Here is a 16,274-nt window from a genome sequence, read left to right on the forward strand (position 1 = left end):
CAAAATGATTCTCTGCAAGTATATACTAATACTACTTTTTTAAAGATATTGATAGATTTATGCAACATTTTGATTTGATTTGTATTGGTGGAGGTAGTGGCGGTATTGCAGCAGGAGTTCAGGCAGCACGCTTTGGTAAAAAAGTCGCTATTATTGAAGCAAAAGATTTAGGTGGTACCTGCGTTAACCGAGGCTGTGTCCCTAAAAAAGCCATGTGGTATGCAGCTAATTTAGCCTCACGTTTAAAGCATGATTATCAAGGCTATGGCTTTGATCTAGACGTCAAAGGCTTTAATTGGCAGACACTCAAAAATAAACGTGAAACCTATATTTCTAATATTCACCAGTTTTATAACAAGCTATTTGGTACCCAAAAAATCACACCTTTTAAAGGATGGGGGAGCTTCAAAGATAAGAATACTATCATCATTGATAATGAAAATAGCCAAACTGAAATTAGTGCCGATCACATTTATATCTGTCCAGGCGCCTATCCTTTGACTCCACCCATTCCAGGTGCTGAATATGGTATCACTTCAGATGATTTTTTTGAGCTTGATACACAACCACAAAAAGCTGTTGTCGTTGGTGGTGGTTATATTGGTGTTGAAATTGCAGGGGTTTTTCATGAACTAGGCACAAAAACACATCTTCTTATTCGTCGGGATAAACCACTTAAAGAGTTTGATGAGATGTTAAGTGATGAATTACTTAGCAGCATGCAGATGCTACAGATGGATGTAAAAACGCATACTAACATTATTAAAGTGATTAAAAAAACCAGTGGCTTGCTTGATATCCATTTAAATAATAGTGATGTGCTTTATGATGTTGATTGTCTTGTTTGGGCAACCGGGCGCGCACCATTAACTGATAACTTGGGATTAGAAAATGCAGGTGTTAAACTCAATGACAATGGCACCATTATCGTTGATGAATATCAAACAACCACGGTTCCGCATATTTTTGCATTGGGTGACGCCACAGGTGCTGCACAGTTAACTCCTGTTGCCATTGCCGCAGGCAGACGTTTATCTAGACGCTTATTCAATGGTGAAAATAAACTCAAACTGGATACACATTTGATTCCTACGGTTGTTTTTTCACATCCAGCGATTGGTACGGTTGGTTTATCTGAAAAAGAAGCAAATAAAAAGTATGGCAAAGACAATATCAAAATATATCAAAGTAAATTTACTCCTCTTTTTGCCGCGATCTCAGGCTTTAGACTGCCTACAGTAATGAAGCTTATTGTTGCCGGCGTTGATGAAAAAGTGGTCGGTTGTCACTTAATTGGTTTAGATGCTGATGAAATATTACAAGGCTTCGCAGTTGCTATTCAAATGGGTGCAACAAAACAAGATCTTGATAATACTATTGCCATTCACCCAACCAGTGCCGAAGAATTGGTTACAATGCGTTAATGTTTACTAGGTAATGATGTAAAATAAATTGCATCACCTATTACCTCTCCCCTTGTGGGAGTCGTGCAGCTTAAGCTGCGCGAATGCGGGGATAATTGAAGCTCAACTTAATTCTTTTATGGATTACTAAGCTAATTTCTACAAGGATAAGATATGACAGATGATGTTCGTTTAGATAAGTGGTTATGGGCAGCACGTTTTTTCAAGACACGCCAATTAGCTAAAGAAGCAATTGAAGGTGGCAAGGTGCATTATAATGGTGCACGCTCTAAAGTCAGCAAAAAAGTTGAACTTGGCGCGACACTGACCATTCGCCAAGGTTACGCTAAAAAAGTCGTTACAGTTATGGCTTTATCAGATGTACGAAGTACAGCAAGTATTGCACAAACGCTTTATAATGAAACAGCTGACAGCATTGAACAACGTGAGCATGAGACAATGCTTAGAAAACTAAATAAAGCCACCCTACCCAATCCAGTTAAACCAAATAAAAAAGAACGCCGTCAGATTATGTCTTTTAAGCACCAACAAGACAGTGGTGATTAAGTTGACTCTGAAAATATCACGCCGTTGGTGGTGTTAAATCAATTGGCTGACTACCTGGTGCTGCATTTACTGGAGCATAATTATTTGCTGGTGTTGGACAGTCGTTATTTGATGTCGAGCATGAAAATACTTGCGCCTGAGTTAATGCCGCATTTAAATCATTATAACTGACATTGATCGTTTGTGTAGTGGCGCCTGCTGTCGTTAGTGAATATACTCCATTTTCAAATCCTGCTGCAGCCCCTAAAGTATAACCTTGCAAACCAATATAATACTGGACATTTGATCCTTGCCCTTCAGGGACAGTCCATTTAAGTGTCACACTACAAGAACCACCTGAACATGTATAACCAGTATGCTGGCTAATAGTTACTGGCAATACAGTAACATTTGCTTTAGGGTAAACTGCTGAACTTGTTGGATTACCAACTCCTGGAGCTCGTGTAATTCCAGGGCAGTTACCACCAGGCAAGTCAGAGCAAGCAAATACTTGAACTTTTAGACCACTGACACTCCCTACACTTCCCACTGCAGGAGCCCCAATGACATCTTCTTGTGGGATGGTTAATGTTGCAGTGTAATTTTGGACACCAGACCCTTGGTTAGTTCCAGCTACTATAGCCTGTTTTTTAGCAAGGTCGTTTGAACTTATATTGTCAAACAAATTATGTGCTAATGGATAATAGCTTACTCCTTTTTGAGCAGGGGCTTTAAAACTAACATCAGTAGTACAATTTGCACCATCACAATACAGTGAATTTTGGTTTGATTGACTATCTACAATGCCTGTTACTGTTGCTGGGTGAAATTGTGTCGCTGGCGGTGGAGTTGGGATATTGATACCACTCATATCACCAAAGACTATCATTACTGGTTGGGTATTATTATTTGAATTAAGCGTTCCATCTTGCTTGACTACATCATCGTATGCATAAGCATAAGTATTTGGCATAACTGCGTGAATTGCTTTTGCATAAACATCATACGAACCAGTTTGGTAGTAATTGCTTTTATTATTTTCAAAATAACTTGAACTAAGAGATACATCCTGTTGTGGTGATGGCGTCAATAATCCCACAGACCATGCTGCTGTTATGTTTTTAACAAGCACGCTTTGCAAAGTTTTATTTGGCGTAGCAAATGCTGTACCTGCTTGACCTGGTTCAAAAAAACCCTGTGCAATTTGAGCAGTATTACTTAAATCAATTTTTTCAGTGACAGCTTCAAGTTCCTTTCCTTTAGCCTTATTTACTTGATCCACGCCTGCCTTATTACTAAAAACAAATTCATTTTTGTCATTTACCTGACCTGTAAATTCATATAACTTAGGATAAAGATTAGCAGGATACATTGGCTGACCTTTGTCAGCACCACTTGTTACATAACCATATTTTTCACCTAAAGGCATTGGGTTACTTGCATCACCAACCAGTTCACTACAATTAATTGTTAGCGTTTTGTTTTTATAATAATTTCTAAAGGTTGTAACATAAGTATTTAAATAACTATCTTTTGGAAAATCAGGCGCTATGTGTGGTGCTGCAATACGGATCCTTGTCCCATCATAAGTATGCAACAATTTTGTCCATGAACCTCCTGCACTGTCTAATGTCTGATTCATAGCATTGATGATTTGTGCCCGTGTTTGATTCAGTGGAGCACCTGAGCTTGCTTTTAAATCCCCTGAAGTTTCATTTGTACCATATTTTATTAAACTAATTGGGATTGAAAAGAAGTCAACAGAGGTTGGATTAATCCAGAATACACCATCATCACCATAGGTAAACTCAAATTTATCATAGATAATATCATAACTAGGATCTTGTTTATTACTATCGTCTGGAGCCTGATAACTAATCGTATTATCTGTTTTAAGCGCATACATACTTAATTTATGATTTAAGGAAAGAAACGCTCGCCCACTTTGCACCTTCGGTATATACACTAAAACACTATGTGTATTTGCATTATAACCAGGAATAGTGCTTAATGCTTGTGCTTGCTGTCCAATATCTTCGCCAACTTGTGGCACAACGCAATGACCAACAGCAACTGTTGTACCATCTAAGTTTTTAGAAGAAAACTGCATAACACATGCGTTGGCAGGATCTGTTTTCACTTTAGGAATCTGCTGAGCAATCATAAGAAGATAAGCATTAGTGATACCTTGTTGATTATTATCTTTAAGATTATCAACAATCTGTACTGGGAAATAGTTAGACTGTTCTGTTACTGGTGTATTTGCAAGTGTATTCAATGTTGTTGCATAATCTTGAGCACTTGAAGCAGCAAAGGCATTTGCAAAAATAAATAATGAGCTAACAGCAAGGCTTAGGTATTTGACTTTCATAGTATTCTTCCTTATTTAGTTTACAGGGTGAAATGATTCTTTTTAGTAGAAATTATCTACTACTTGTTAAACCATTTACCCAATAGTATAGATAAAAAAATAGAAGAACCATGTAACTTAGATGACTAAAAATGACTCAAATAGTTGCACAAAAATTTTCACATTAATAAAAGACCATTTAATATCATTTATCCATGATATATGCTTCTACGCTATTGCTATCATTTGGCGCATTATTCATTTTGTAACTTCTAGTTAGCGTATTATCATTAATATTCGAATTCCCTATAAATGTTAAATTCATCCCAACTTTATTCCAAAGAGATTCTATGTTCCAACCTTTTTCTAAGAATCCATCGGCAAGAGAATCTCCAATGCCAACAGGACTTATTAATGACTTTGCTACAAGCGCCCTACCAGTTAGGCCATTATTGGTAATTTTAATTCCCCAAGGAGCATGAAACATAACAGCAATATCTTTATTGTTATATTTTGAAGTGCCAATATATAAGCCAAGATGACTGGTTGAATTTTCTGAGTTGCCAAAAGAGATTAATGTTAAAAATGGTAAAGGTTTTATAAAACCTTTACCATTGATCAGAATATCTTTCCTTTCAAGCTCTGATTTGCCATATAAGCTATATTTAGCACCTGTGTAATTAGTTTGCCAGTAAGTTGCTCTTGGCAACCAAATTCCAAAGCTCAAAAACAATCTTCTCATAAGACCTGAGCAATCACTATTAAATCCATTACCTCCCCAGCCATATGGCATGTTTAAAAGTACACTAATTTGCAAAGAAAAATCTCGAGGCGTTGGCAAAAGTGGCCAACTTTCTGTAGAGAGTCCATGTAAACTCACCCGCTTTCCTTTTGCTGTAGAATTTATCGATTTATAAGGAACAATCAAATAATGTTCTTTTTTAGGGAGCATACTCCCTACATACAGGGTGATCATATTCTGTTTATTTATATATATCTCTTGCTTTTGTACAATAGGGACTACAAAATTAGATGACTCCCATTTTCTAATAAATTTTGAACTAACAAAGGCAAATGTTTTGCTTGGTACCCAACCTAATATTCCTTGACCTTTTACTAATATCCATTTTTCATCTTTTGTCATTTGTACTGCTTGTACAGGCGTTCCTAGCCACATATCAGAAAGTTGAATGTAATCGAATGGGAAACCTTCACCTGCAGTTGTAAAATCATTATAAAAGGGAGTGTTTGTTGGTAATGATCTAACTTGTGCATTATTCACCATAATCACTTTGCAACCAAGTGATGATGAGCAGGAAATATTGGGGAAATTATCTAAATCCATATTTATGGCAATAGAATCTAACCATGTCGATATATGAGGCAAGTAGTATTGATTATATCCTCTTTTGTTTTTATAGTACGCAATAGTTCCAACTTCTAGATCCTTTGTTGAACTACAGGTTGCTCCAATTCCTGGGACATAACAAAATAAATGTTGATTAGCTTTATCTGTCCAAGGATAAAAATATTGTTGTTTAAAATAATTGATGTTTTGTAATTGTTCTTTTTTTGATAATAAAAGTTGATCCATGTTACCTTCAACATAGATACTAGGACTTTGTTTAATTTCGGTTGGAATAGTAATATTATCAGTGCTAGCGCAAGCAACTGTAGTAATAAGCGAAATAAATACTATAAATCCTGCTTTGATCAGTTTCATGGCATGGTCTCCTTAATTATCCTTACTGAAACTCTACACTCCAGATATATTTAAAAATGCCATCGATCAATGACGGCAGGGTTTTATTATTTTCAAAAAGTATCTGCAGGGCTGTCAAAAATAGAAAATACAGTGGAAACTGCCTACTGGTCAATAAACAGCAATTTCCATTAACCTCGCCAGGCTAGATAAATCAAGGCTTCCAGAAAATTATTTTCGTAATCTTTTTTCTAATAAACCTCTCAACCATAGGCTTTCAGAGAGTTTTTCAGTGGGAACTACTGGTCAATAAATAATTTTATTTAAAAACTAAGGCGTCAGGTATATAATTACCTTTCCACATAAAATTAAAGAGAAATCACGCATGAGTAATCAAAAAAATAAAAAACTAATTGTCATCACTGGTGCCAGCTCTGGTTTTGGTGCTGCAATTGCCAAAAAGTTAAGTGCTAATGGTTTTCCATTATTATTAATTGCTAGGCGTTTAGACAAGCTTGAAGCACTTAAACTACCTAATACCATTTGTACTAAAGTTGACATTACTAACCGCAACGCTTTTGAAAAAGCCATAAGAGATGCTGAGCAGAAATTTGGTAAAACTGACTGCTTGATTAATAATGCAGGGGTTATGCTGCTTGGTCAGATTGACACTCAAGATGGTAGTGAGTTCTCCAAGATGCTTGATGTTAACGTTAATGCCCTACTTAATGGCATGCAAATTGTTCTTTCTGATATGAAAGAGCGCAATGAGGGAACAATCATTAACATCAGCTCAATTGCAGGAAGAAAAACTTTCCCGAATCATGCTGCTTATTGTGGTACTAAATTTGCTGTTCATGCTATTAGCGAGAATGTTCGAGAGGAAGTTGCTGAACATAATGTTCGTGTGATCACTATAGCGCCGGGGGCTGCTGAGACTGAGCTGTTAAGTCATACGTCATCGTCAGAGATTAAAGCAGGTTATGAGGCATGGAAAGACGATATGGGTGGCGTTTTATCCGCGGATGATGTTGCTAATGCAGTAATCTATGCTTATATGCAGCCACAAAATGTTTGTATTCGTGAGATTGTTATTGCTGCAACAAAACAGCAACCTTGATTCTTTATCTACTTTTTTATCTACGCAACACCTCTATTTTGTGACTTGGCAAGCTTAGCTGAGGAATAAGCCATTACGCGCCATACCTTGCGTTCGGTTTTAAATTTACGCTTTAGCTCTTTATAATGCTCTTTAAGCTGAATAATTTGTGTTGAAGATAGTTTATCTTTCTTTGCTTGTAAGCAGGCTTGCTTTGCTTTTGCCCACTCTTTGATACTATCAAAAAGCAACTTATATTGTGTTTCTAAACGCTGTTCAAAGTCAACAATCAGTTTAATATAGCGCTTATCTTTAAGTTTGCTTTGCGCATGTTTTAATTGCATCGAGGCACGTGCTGCTTCAATTACAGGTTTTGGCGTGGTTTTTAGATCATATGCCCAGCCAATTTTTGAGGCACTGAAAATAATCCATTTAGAAGGATCAAAGTCATACCATTTGACACCATTGCGATAATCCCCTGCATACTTATGATGATAGTTGTGATAGCCTTCGCCATAAGTGACTAATGATAATATTGGATTATCACGTGCGGTATTTTCATCTGAATATTTTTGCTTGCCCCAAATGTGCGCAAGTGAATTAATAAAAAACGTAAAATGGTGATTAAGTACTAAGCGTAGTAAGCCAGCCAATAATAAACAGCCACCAATGCTTCCATAAGTTGCACCGATAAGCATTGGTAACACTACGCACATAAAAATAGCTAATGGCACATAATATTTATGTTGAAAAGCAACGATTTTATCTTTTTCAAGGTCATTGACATTTTCAATTTTACTAACTTTTTTTGGTAGCTCTCTTAACATCCAGGTGAAATGGCTGTACCAAAAACCTTTGGTTGCGGCATAAGGATCTTGTTCTTTATCATCAACATGACGGTGATGTTTACGGTGATCTGATGACCACTTAATAATACTATTTTGCAAAGCTGCGGCACCAAACAGCATAAAGAAGATTTTAAGTGGCGCTTTAGCCTTATAAGCGCGATGCGACCACAAACGATGATATCCTGCAGTAATGGATAACCCCGTTGCAATCATAAAAAAGCCAAACCAAAGCCAATCAGCTAAAGAAAAGCCATAAGTTACAGCATAATAAGGAATAAATATTAATGCCGCAATCGGTGTTAAAGTCAAAATCAGCACACTTTTCATATCTAGTGGCCGTTTTTCTACATTGTTTTGCATATGTCTCCTTTTTATAAGTTAATTCAGCAAAAAACAAAAATGTGAAACGCGAAAAATAAATTTACACTGCTCATCTTATAGCAAATATCCGAAAATGCTAGGATTATTTTTTGCACAATGATAAAGCAAAAGCGCTTGCACCTTTAATACCAACATCGGTATCCATCACAACAAAAACGGGAATTTCTTTCATTAATCCTGTCATACGTCCTTTGTCATAAAAGGTTTTTATAAAGCGACCATCTTGCATTTGTTTAATAAGCTTTGGCGCAATGCCACCCACAATATAAAGCCCACGTTTTGGTAAAGTCACTAACGCCATATTTCCGGCTACCGCACCATAAACTCGAATAAAGATATCAACGGCTCTTAGTGCCATCGGATCACCTTTTTCAACGGCGTATTGTGTGATCAGTTGTGCTTGATCGCCACCTTTATGCATATCTCTTCTTAGCTCAGGTGATTCCGGTTGATTATATAAAGGATTAGCGACTACGTATTTATAAATGTTAACAAGGCCAGGCCCACAACAAATACGCTCGATTGATACACGATGTAGTTTTTTCTTTAGAAATTGAAATAGCCCAATTTGTTCATCGTCTACTGGCGCGAAATCTTGATGCCCTCCCTCACTTGCGTAAACAAAGGTTTTATCATCATGTTTAGTGACAATCCCCATGCCAATGCCTGTACCAGCACCAACCATTGCAATAGGTGCACTCTCATCAATAGGCGACTGTTGCAAACAGGCTAAGTCTTTAGTTTCCACCGCATCTAGACCATAGCCAATTGAGGCAAAATCATTGATTAATTTGACCTTGCTAATATCAAGTGTTAATACTTTAGCTAATTCTATTTCCGTTAGCCCCCATGGCAGATTAGTAAATTCAATTGCACCATTTTTAACAGGGCCTGCCACCGCAATACAAGCAGCTTTAATTAGCACTTTATCAATCGCTGACTCTGCAAGAAATTTCTCAATAATGGCAGATAAACTTTTAAAATCAACAGCCAAATATTTTTTAGCAAACAGTACCTTGGCTTTTTTTTGTGTATATTCAGTCAATTGCAAGCGTGTATTGGTTCCACCAACATCACCAGCTAATACGATCATCTTTTTTGTCCTTATTATTAATAGTTATGGCTAAAAATAGACTACAACGGATGTAGTAAGTCAAATATTTTCTCAGCAAGCATTTTTTGCGCCTTGGTCGTTGGATGAACATAGTCCCAAAATAAGTGAGTCTGTGGATCGTGTTCAATAGGAATGTCTGTTTGGATTTCACCACTACCATCAACACCGCCAAAACTTCTAATACACGCTTCGGTTGCATTATCAAAACCAAATGCCATTGGTGTTTCTAATGCTTCATGCAATAAAGCATAGGCATCAAATAAATAAATCTGCACAAAAGGATACTTCTCTTTAAGCCTATTGATACCGATTTCAAGTTGTTTATTTTGCTTAATAATATTGTGCTTTATATATTTCTTAAGCCAAATAACCATAAGCTTTGGAAAAGGAGTTACATCATAGGCAGGTGCTACCGTAACATCAGGCACATTCCAAACAACAATCTTTTTGGCACCTAACTTAATCACTCGGTCAATACTACATAATAAATCACTGGCAACGCGATAAACTGCAGGGAAGTTTAAAAATGGTTTTTCATTATGCACGGCAAATAAGAAATTATTACCACCACCATTTAACATGACAAGTGCATCATCGGTAAAACGGCCTTTCTGTGCAACATATCGGTCAATCTGGTTTTGCACTGAAAAAGCATGTGCAGTCAATAGTGATTTTGGATTTTTGCCTGTGGTGCACGCGCCACCAATAGCATAGTTACTTACTTTAATATCGGTTGCTGTTTGCTGCTTTTCTTTGAGCATAGTGCCAAGATATTCACAAGCAACTAAGCCATCACTAAAACGGCCACGGTCATAAGGCACTCCTGGGATTTCCAATGTTTTAATTAAATTACCATTATCTTGTAGGCTATCGCCAAATACTACAATACTACCAACAGTCATCGTTAGCTCCTTCAAAAAAATTGACCATCCATTGTGCAACCACTCTGCTGTGATCACGCATTCTCAAGCTATCTATACCGGATTCAAAGCAATGTGATAACGCCTCTTTTTGTTCTTTTATCAATAAATGATTATGTGCACGCAACATTTCAGGGTGTGCCTGCATACCCCAAACAAGATTATCAATAATAAACATTTGTATAGGGCAAAAGGTATTTGTAGCAATTAAAGTGGCATTTTGCGGCAGCTCAACCACTTGGTCTTGATGATAAAAAGACAGACTTAAATGATCATGAAACGGACACATCCATGCTTGTTTTTCAAGTATCTTAATGCATTGTACACCAACGCCCCAACCCCTGATTGATCGCTCAACACGTCCACCTAGCGCCTGCGCTAAGATTTGATGACCGAAACAAATACCAACCATCTTTTTGTGTAAACCAAAAAGTGACTTTATATAGTCTTCTAGTACACAGATCCATGGCAGGCGTTCAAATGATGTTGCTTTGCTACCTGTAATAATAAATTTATCATAATATTTAATATCTTTTGGGTATTGACCAACCGTCACATCAAAGACATCGATATCAACAATGGTTGAGACTTTCAAAAAAAGATTGGCAAACATATCAGGATAATTGCCCCCTGAAACATAACGACGATACTCAGGAATATGATCAGCTTGCAGTAAGGCTATTTTCATTAAGACCCCTTTGAACTCCAACCTTTTAAATCATTTCTTTAAGTTGCATCAAAGCGGCTTTTGATAGTTTGAACGTATAGAGTTTACTCGCATGTTCTTTATCTGCTTTAAAGCCAATCAAACCATCATCCAAATTTAAAATTTCCTCAATCTGAATTGAGTTTTCTTTGCCTTCAAGCTTTTCTTGTTTCTTGTACCATGTTTCTTTAGCGCGTTTTATCGCTTGGCGATAAGCACCATGAATTTTATTCTCACGCACTTTTTGCACAAACTGATTGGCAACTTGTGGTAATTCATCTTCAAGTTTTTTCAATTCATACAATGTGCGCACATCATCGATTAAACCATCATGATTTAATAGACGAACTGCTTGTGAGGACTTGGCAAGTTTTAAGCGCAGCGACACCCAGCTTGGTTCACGTCCTAGAGATTCAGCAACTTCTGCTTTATTCATTTTACGCTTCATCACAAGCTCAGTTAAAGCATCTGCTTCTTCAAACGGAGATACCTTTTCACGTTGCTCATTCTCAAGTAATTGGATGATCAAAATATCATTGTCAGCCTCATCGCGTAAAATACATGGTACGGTTTCAAGTTTTAACTCTCTTGCCGCTCTAAACCTGCGCTCTCCAGCGATAATATGATAAAACCCATCCTCCTTTTTGGGTGTTACAATAATTGGTTGAATAATACCCTTTTGCGCAATACTTTGTGCCAAAGTATCGATATTTCTAAAAATCTTACGTGGCTGATTTGGATCGGGCATCAGTTCATTTAAACTAAGATCCAATAGTCCACCAGATTGTGTAGCATGTTCATTTAAGGTTTTAAGCTTAAGTGCTAATAGTGCTTCCTTCTTATTATCGGCACTTCCATCAACACTGCCTAATTCATGCACTCTTTTCCTATTGGCTAAGGATATTTTTGTACTCATGCAGTCACTCCTGAGAAAGAGGCTACGATCTCTTTGGCTAACTTTCTAACCTGAACATGAACATTACTCTCAGGCGCATAATCACCAATATACATTCCAGAGGCTTCTGCTTCGACAAACTTGACACTTTGTGGAATAAACGTACTAAAAGATTTACCTTCTTCTTCCAACACATTAAGCAAGCTGCGTGACATATTTGAGCCTTTAACGACGCGATTAGCAAGGAGTTTATAAGGACGATCTGCGGTTAAGGCAAGATCTTTTGCCTCAAGAAGGCCTGATAAATCCATACCACTGGGAGCTGCTGGAATAATTACCAAATCAGCTAACAAAGCCGCCTTTAAAGCTGCCGTTTGAAAATTTGGTGGCGTATCAATCACAATATAATCAACCTTTGATTTAACTTCGGCAATTGCCTCTCTAGCATGTTTCTCGTCAACTTGAATCACATTATCAGCAGAGCCTTCATTTTTAGCTGCCCACGACCAAGCATCTGGCTTGTCTTTATCCATATCGATGACTAACACAGAGTGCCCTAATTCCTTAAGGCCTCCATAGATATTCATTGCGGTTGTTGTCTTACCAGAGCCACCTTTTTGTTGTAAAAGGGCAATTACTTTTGCTGTCTTCATCTTCAGTTGATTAAGTTACATTTAATGCTTATGTCAGTATATAACACTCATCCTGTATTTTACAGTCTTTCTGCCATGGCTTTTTTGCTTTATTATTCATGTGACTTAGTGTTTATTTTGATTCGCTTGCTCAGTTTGATTATACTCTCCAGCAAGTTTGATCTAATAACAAATGATAAGGATCTATTATGCATAACAAAGCCCAAAGCAAACCCAGCAAATTTGATGCAAATAAAGCGAATGAGCTGGATGATCTGCTTCTTAATTTATATCCGGATCCAGCCGATGATTTTGATAAAGATGAACATATTTTCTCTTTATCCATGCTTGATGGATATCTCACAGCAGTATTACTTTGTCCTGAAACCATTGATCACAAAGACTGGTTAGAAGGTGTTTGGCAAGAAGATGTGTTACCTGAATTCAAATCCGAAATTGAGAAAGATAAATTGATTAAACTACTAACTGCTGAGCATACGCGTCTTAAAAAAGCATTTGACAATGAACTGACTGAGTTTGAGCCGCTTGTTTATCACGTGATGCATAAAGATCAAGCATTACCTGCTATTGATCTTTGGCTTGATGGTTTTGAGCGCGGTTTTGAGTACTTTGCAGATGCTTGGATATTAAACCCACAGATTGAAACGGTTATTGATGATATTTTAGGGTTTGATGATGATTGTGACTTCGAGCATCTTTCATTAGATCAACGTAATAAGTCATTAGAGAGACTGACTGATTTAATTATTCAGTTATATGCATTAAATCGTAGTAACCCAAATTCAAAATAGCTTCTTCTAAATAAATGCGTCTATTGTATGTGTAACTCATACTAACTATTCTACAATAATTGCTCCTTGATACATATTCATCTGACAACTAAAGTGATATACCCCTTTAGGAAGCTTTCCAAGCGCAATATCAAAAGATTCTTTCATTGGTAATATATATTGCTTATTAAGTTCTTTGAAAACGACAATTTCAGCACAAGCACTTTTGTCATTACGTATGAATTCAAGATTTATGTCATTATCAACGTTAAAATAAAGGTTCGCAGGGGAATATACCCCATCTTTTACAAGTATTCTTGCCTTAGTATTACTCTTGACTTTCGTGCCTTTTGATTGCGAGAGCCAAAACCAATATACAACAAAGAAAGCAGCTATGACTAAGAAACTATTAACAAAAACAGTGATCATAATGATTCTCCTTTAACCTTTAACTTTAAAAAATCGTAAGCGATTAGCATTAGTTATTACCGTCAGAGATGATGCTGCCATAGCAGCAGCTGCAATCATTGGACTTAAAAGTACACCAAATACTGGGAATAAAATGCCAGCTGCAACTGGAATGCCCAATGTATTATAAATAAATGCACCAAATAAATTTTGTTTGATATTCTTCATTGTTGCACGTGAAACCAAAATAGCATCAACAACACCAGTCAGTGAACTACGCATCAAGGTGATATCAGCACTTTCTATTGCAATATCAGTGCCATTGCCAATCGCAAAACCAACATCAGACTGTGCTAATGCGGGTGCATCATTAATACCATCACCAACCATTGCAACAATTTCATTTTTTTGCTGCAAAGCTTTAATATGCTGAAGTTTATCTTGTGGCATACTTTCAGCCAACACATTATCTATATCGAGTATTCTAGCGATCGCATGTGCAGTTTCTTTATTATCCCCTGTGATCATTGTTATTTGAATATTATTGCGCTTAAATGCCTCAATTGCCTCTTTGGCATGTTCTTTTATTGGATCTGCAACAGCAATAATTCCGCTTAGTACATCATTGATTGCCACATACATTACCGTTTGACCTTCACGACTTTTAGCTGCTGCTGATGTCTCCATTTCTAAGCTCTGAAGTCCATAGTTTGCCATAATTTTATGATTACCAACGATAATACTCTGACCATTAACTTCACCCGTCACACCAAGTCCGGTATGACTTTGGAAGTTATTAACCTGTAAAAGGTCACCTAAATGCTGTGCTTTTTTGACAATGGCTTCGGCAAGTGGATGTTCAGAGTGAGCCTCTAAACTTGCAGCTATCTTCAACAAATCCTGTTCATTAATGCCTTTAATACACGTCACACTCATAACCTCTGGTTGTCCTTTGGTAATCGTACCGGTTTTATCAAGTACCACATGTGTGATCTTACTTGCATTTTGTAAGGCTTCACCATTTTTGATCAAAACACCTAATTGTGCTGCTTTTCCCATACCAACGATAATCGAAATAGGAGTTGCCAAACCAAGTGCACATGGGCAAGCAATCACAAGCACAGTAATCCCTGCTACGAGTACAAAACCAATGCCAAATCCTAAATTAAACCAAATAATTGCTGCAGCGATTGCACATAACATAACAAAAGGCACAAAATAACCTGATACCATGTCGGCAAAACGCGCAATAGACGGTTTAGTATTTTGCGCCTGTTTGACTAAAGCAATGATTTGCGCAAGTATCGTATCTTTAGTGAGTTTAGTCACGCGATAGCTAAAACTACCCGTTTTATTGATAGTACCTGAGAATACTTTGTCTGTTGCTGACTTTACAACGGCCACTGGCTCACCTGTTAACATTGACTCGTCGACATAAGAGCTACCCTCAATAACTTCACCATCCAATGCGATTTTAGTGCCTGGTTTAACACGAATGAGATCACCTATTTGCAATTGATCAATAGCAACCTTTTCCTCTTGACCGTCAGCATTAATACGATAAGCAAATTTTGGTTGCAAACCAATAAGTTGTTTAATCGCTTCAGAGGTTTTGCCACGTGCTTTTTGCTCCAACCAAGTACCAAGATTAACTAAAGCTATAATAATAAGTGCTGCCTCAAGATAATTATGTCTAGCATTTTCAGGGATTACCTGAGGTGCTACAATCACAATAATTGAATAAATCCATGCAGCTAATGTACCCAAACTAATCAGAGTATCCATCGTCGCATGATGCTGTAAAAAAGCTTTATATGCTGATTTATATAAATGTGCTGCAGCTGTAAACATAATCAATAGTGTAATCAATGCCATAATAAGCCAAAAAATATTAATACTATGTGGAACAACTGTCGGTGCCAATGAACTTAACCCATAAAACATTAGAAACAAGCCTAAAACACCAGGAATAATCACCTTGCGCCATAAATGCGGTTTTTCAGTCAAGGTATCATGTGCAACATCCTCTTTGATTTGTTCGGCAATATAACCTAATTGCTTTAACTGTTGAATAATGTTCAGAGCATCAAGACTCGTTGTAACCTGTAGTATTCTATCGGCAAAATTAACACGTGCTTCTATAATTTCTGGTGTTTTAGCAAGAGCGGATTCAATTTTGCTAACGCAGCTCGTGCATGAAATGTTTTTCAATGCAAATTCATAATCATGTATTTTTTGCTTATTTGTCATTATCCTTCTCCTTTGCAATTCCTTGGTAAAGATCTCTTAAAATAGGACATTCCTGACCTCTCAATTCATCAATACCCATGACAATCTTTTGCTTTAGTATAGTCAATATAAGATTAATCTTAAGGTGAAGGTCAATAAATTATCGCAAAATATTTACTGATTACCTATAAGGGGTTAATTCCAGATAGCACTGGTTTTTCCCAGATATGATGCTTAGCCCTTACTCCAT

Annotated in this window: 14 protein-coding genes; 4 read left to right on the top strand and 10 right to left on the bottom strand. The window is 37.0% G+C overall.

Features of this window, described 5'->3' with window-relative positions:
- Positions 1–59 precede the first annotated feature (59 nt).
- Positions 60–1,424 (top strand): glutathione-disulfide reductase, encoded by a 1,365-nt coding sequence (gene gorA, locus DNK85_RS06775; RefSeq protein ID WP_119328821.1) that lies wholly within the window; start codon positions 60–62, stop codon positions 1,422–1,424.
- 153 nt (positions 1,425–1,577) lie between these two features.
- Positions 1,578–1,970, top strand: a complete 393-nt coding sequence (gene hslR, locus DNK85_RS06780; protein ID WP_119328822.1) for a ribosome-associated heat shock protein Hsp15 — start codon at positions 1,578–1,580, stop codon at positions 1,968–1,970.
- Between the two features lie 16 nt (positions 1,971–1,986).
- Here hslR and DNK85_RS06785 read toward each other — a convergent pair whose 3' ends face one another.
- Positions 1,987–4,320, bottom strand: a complete 2,334-nt coding sequence (locus tag DNK85_RS06785; RefSeq protein ID WP_119328823.1) for a beta-1,3-glucanase family protein — start codon at positions 4,318–4,320, stop codon at positions 1,987–1,989.
- 184 nt (positions 4,321–4,504) lie between these two features.
- Positions 4,505–6,022, bottom strand: coding sequence for an SH3 domain-containing protein (locus tag DNK85_RS06790; RefSeq protein WP_119328824.1), 1,518 nt, complete (start codon positions 6,020–6,022; stop codon positions 4,505–4,507).
- 364 nt (positions 6,023–6,386) lie between these two features.
- Here DNK85_RS06790 and DNK85_RS06795 point away from each other — a divergent pair, with 364 nt between their 5' ends.
- Positions 6,387–7,121 carry an SDR family oxidoreductase gene (locus tag DNK85_RS06795; RefSeq protein ID WP_119328825.1) on the top strand — a complete coding sequence of 245 codons (735 nt, stop codon included), beginning with the start codon at positions 6,387–6,389 and terminating at the stop codon, positions 7,119–7,121.
- Positions 7,122–7,141: 20 nt separating this feature from the next.
- Here DNK85_RS06795 and DNK85_RS06800 read toward each other — a convergent pair whose 3' ends face one another.
- From DNK85_RS06800 to DNK85_RS06825, 6 genes are all read right to left on the bottom strand, one after another.
- Positions 7,142–8,308, bottom strand: coding sequence for an acyl-CoA desaturase (locus DNK85_RS06800; protein ID WP_119328826.1), 1,167 nt, complete (start codon positions 8,306–8,308; stop codon positions 7,142–7,144).
- Between the two features lie 103 nt (positions 8,309–8,411).
- On the bottom strand, positions 8,412–9,422 hold the full coding sequence (gene glk / locus DNK85_RS06805) for a glucokinase (RefSeq protein WP_119328827.1): 1,011 nt from the start codon (positions 9,420–9,422) through the stop codon (positions 8,412–8,414).
- A gap of 41 nt (positions 9,423–9,463) precedes the next feature.
- Positions 9,464–10,345 carry an SGNH/GDSL hydrolase family protein gene (locus tag DNK85_RS06810; protein WP_119328828.1) on the bottom strand — a complete coding sequence of 294 codons (882 nt, stop codon included), beginning with the start codon at positions 10,343–10,345 and terminating at the stop codon, positions 9,464–9,466.
- Complete coding sequence (locus tag DNK85_RS06815) at positions 10,332–11,051, bottom strand: glutamine amidotransferase-related protein (RefSeq protein WP_119328829.1); 720 nt, start codon at positions 11,049–11,051, stop codon at positions 10,332–10,334. The genes DNK85_RS06810 and DNK85_RS06815 overlap by 14 nt, the downstream gene beginning before the upstream one ends.
- A 25-nt stretch (positions 11,052–11,076) precedes the next feature.
- Complete coding sequence (locus DNK85_RS06820) at positions 11,077–11,985, bottom strand: ParB/RepB/Spo0J family partition protein (protein WP_119328830.1); 909 nt, start codon at positions 11,983–11,985, stop codon at positions 11,077–11,079.
- A complete protein-coding gene (locus tag DNK85_RS06825) occupies positions 11,982–12,623 on the bottom strand; it encodes an AAA family ATPase (RefSeq protein ID WP_162896578.1) in 642 nt (213 codons plus the stop codon). The genes DNK85_RS06820 and DNK85_RS06825 overlap by 4 nt, the downstream gene beginning before the upstream one ends.
- Positions 12,624–12,805: 182 nt before the next feature.
- On the opposite strand from DNK85_RS06825, the gene DNK85_RS06830 reads away from it, so the two are divergent.
- Positions 12,806–13,408, top strand: coding sequence for a UPF0149 family protein (locus tag DNK85_RS06830; RefSeq protein ID WP_119328832.1), 603 nt, complete (start codon positions 12,806–12,808; stop codon positions 13,406–13,408).
- Positions 13,409–13,453: 45 nt separating this feature from the next.
- Here the strand turns inward: DNK85_RS06830 and DNK85_RS06835 are convergent, their stop codons facing one another.
- Both DNK85_RS06835 and DNK85_RS06840 read right to left on the bottom strand, forming a co-directional pair.
- Positions 13,454–13,816 carry a cupredoxin domain-containing protein gene (locus DNK85_RS06835; protein ID WP_119328833.1) on the bottom strand — a complete coding sequence of 121 codons (363 nt, stop codon included), beginning with the start codon at positions 13,814–13,816 and terminating at the stop codon, positions 13,454–13,456.
- Positions 13,817–13,828: 12 nt separating this feature from the next.
- The gene (locus DNK85_RS06840) at positions 13,829–16,045 is read right to left on the bottom strand and encodes a heavy metal translocating P-type ATPase (RefSeq protein ID WP_119328834.1); all 2,217 of its coding nucleotides are present in this window, start codon (positions 16,043–16,045) and stop codon (positions 13,829–13,831) included.
- Between the last annotated feature and the right edge of the window lie 229 nt (positions 16,046–16,274).

It is taken from the genome of Cysteiniphilum halobium, from assembly GCF_003574425.1.
GTDB lineage: Bacteria > Pseudomonadota > Gammaproteobacteria > Francisellales > Francisellaceae > Caedibacter > Caedibacter halobius.

Bases quoted from the DNA above. Each gene is read 5' to 3' on its own strand.
- gorA (WP_119328821.1), top strand. From the start codon at position 60: ATGCAACATTTTGATTTGATTTGTATTGGTGGAGGTAGTGGCGGTATT.
- hslR (WP_119328822.1), top strand. From the start codon at position 1,578: ATGACAGATGATGTTCGTTTAGATAAGTGGTTATGGGCAGCACGTTTT.
- DNK85_RS06785 (WP_119328823.1), bottom strand. From the start codon at position 4,320: ATGAAAGTCAAATACCTAAGCCTTGCTGTTAGCTCATTATTTATTTTT.
- DNK85_RS06790 (WP_119328824.1), bottom strand. From the start codon at position 6,022: ATGAAACTGATCAAAGCAGGATTTATAGTATTTATTTCGCTTATTACT.
- DNK85_RS06795 (WP_119328825.1), top strand. From the start codon at position 6,387: ATGAGTAATCAAAAAAATAAAAAACTAATTGTCATCACTGGTGCCAGC.
- DNK85_RS06800 (WP_119328826.1), bottom strand. From the start codon at position 8,308: ATGCAAAACAATGTAGAAAAACGGCCACTAGATATGAAAAGTGTGCTG.
- glk (WP_119328827.1), bottom strand. From the start codon at position 9,422: ATGATCGTATTAGCTGGTGATGTTGGTGGAACCAATACACGCTTGCAA.
- DNK85_RS06810 (WP_119328828.1), bottom strand. From the start codon at position 10,345: ATGACTGTTGGTAGTATTGTAGTATTTGGCGATAGCCTACAAGATAAT.
- DNK85_RS06815 (WP_119328829.1), bottom strand. From the start codon at position 11,051: ATGAAAATAGCCTTACTGCAAGCTGATCATATTCCTGAGTATCGTCGT.
- DNK85_RS06820 (WP_119328830.1), bottom strand. From the start codon at position 11,985: ATGAGTACAAAAATATCCTTAGCCAATAGGAAAAGAGTGCATGAATTA.
- DNK85_RS06830 (WP_119328832.1), top strand. From the start codon at position 12,806: ATGCATAACAAAGCCCAAAGCAAACCCAGCAAATTTGATGCAAATAAA.
- DNK85_RS06835 (WP_119328833.1), bottom strand. From the start codon at position 13,816: ATGATCACTGTTTTTGTTAATAGTTTCTTAGTCATAGCTGCTTTCTTT.
- DNK85_RS06840 (WP_119328834.1), bottom strand. From the start codon at position 16,045: ATGACAAATAAGCAAAAAATACATGATTATGAATTTGCATTGAAAAAC.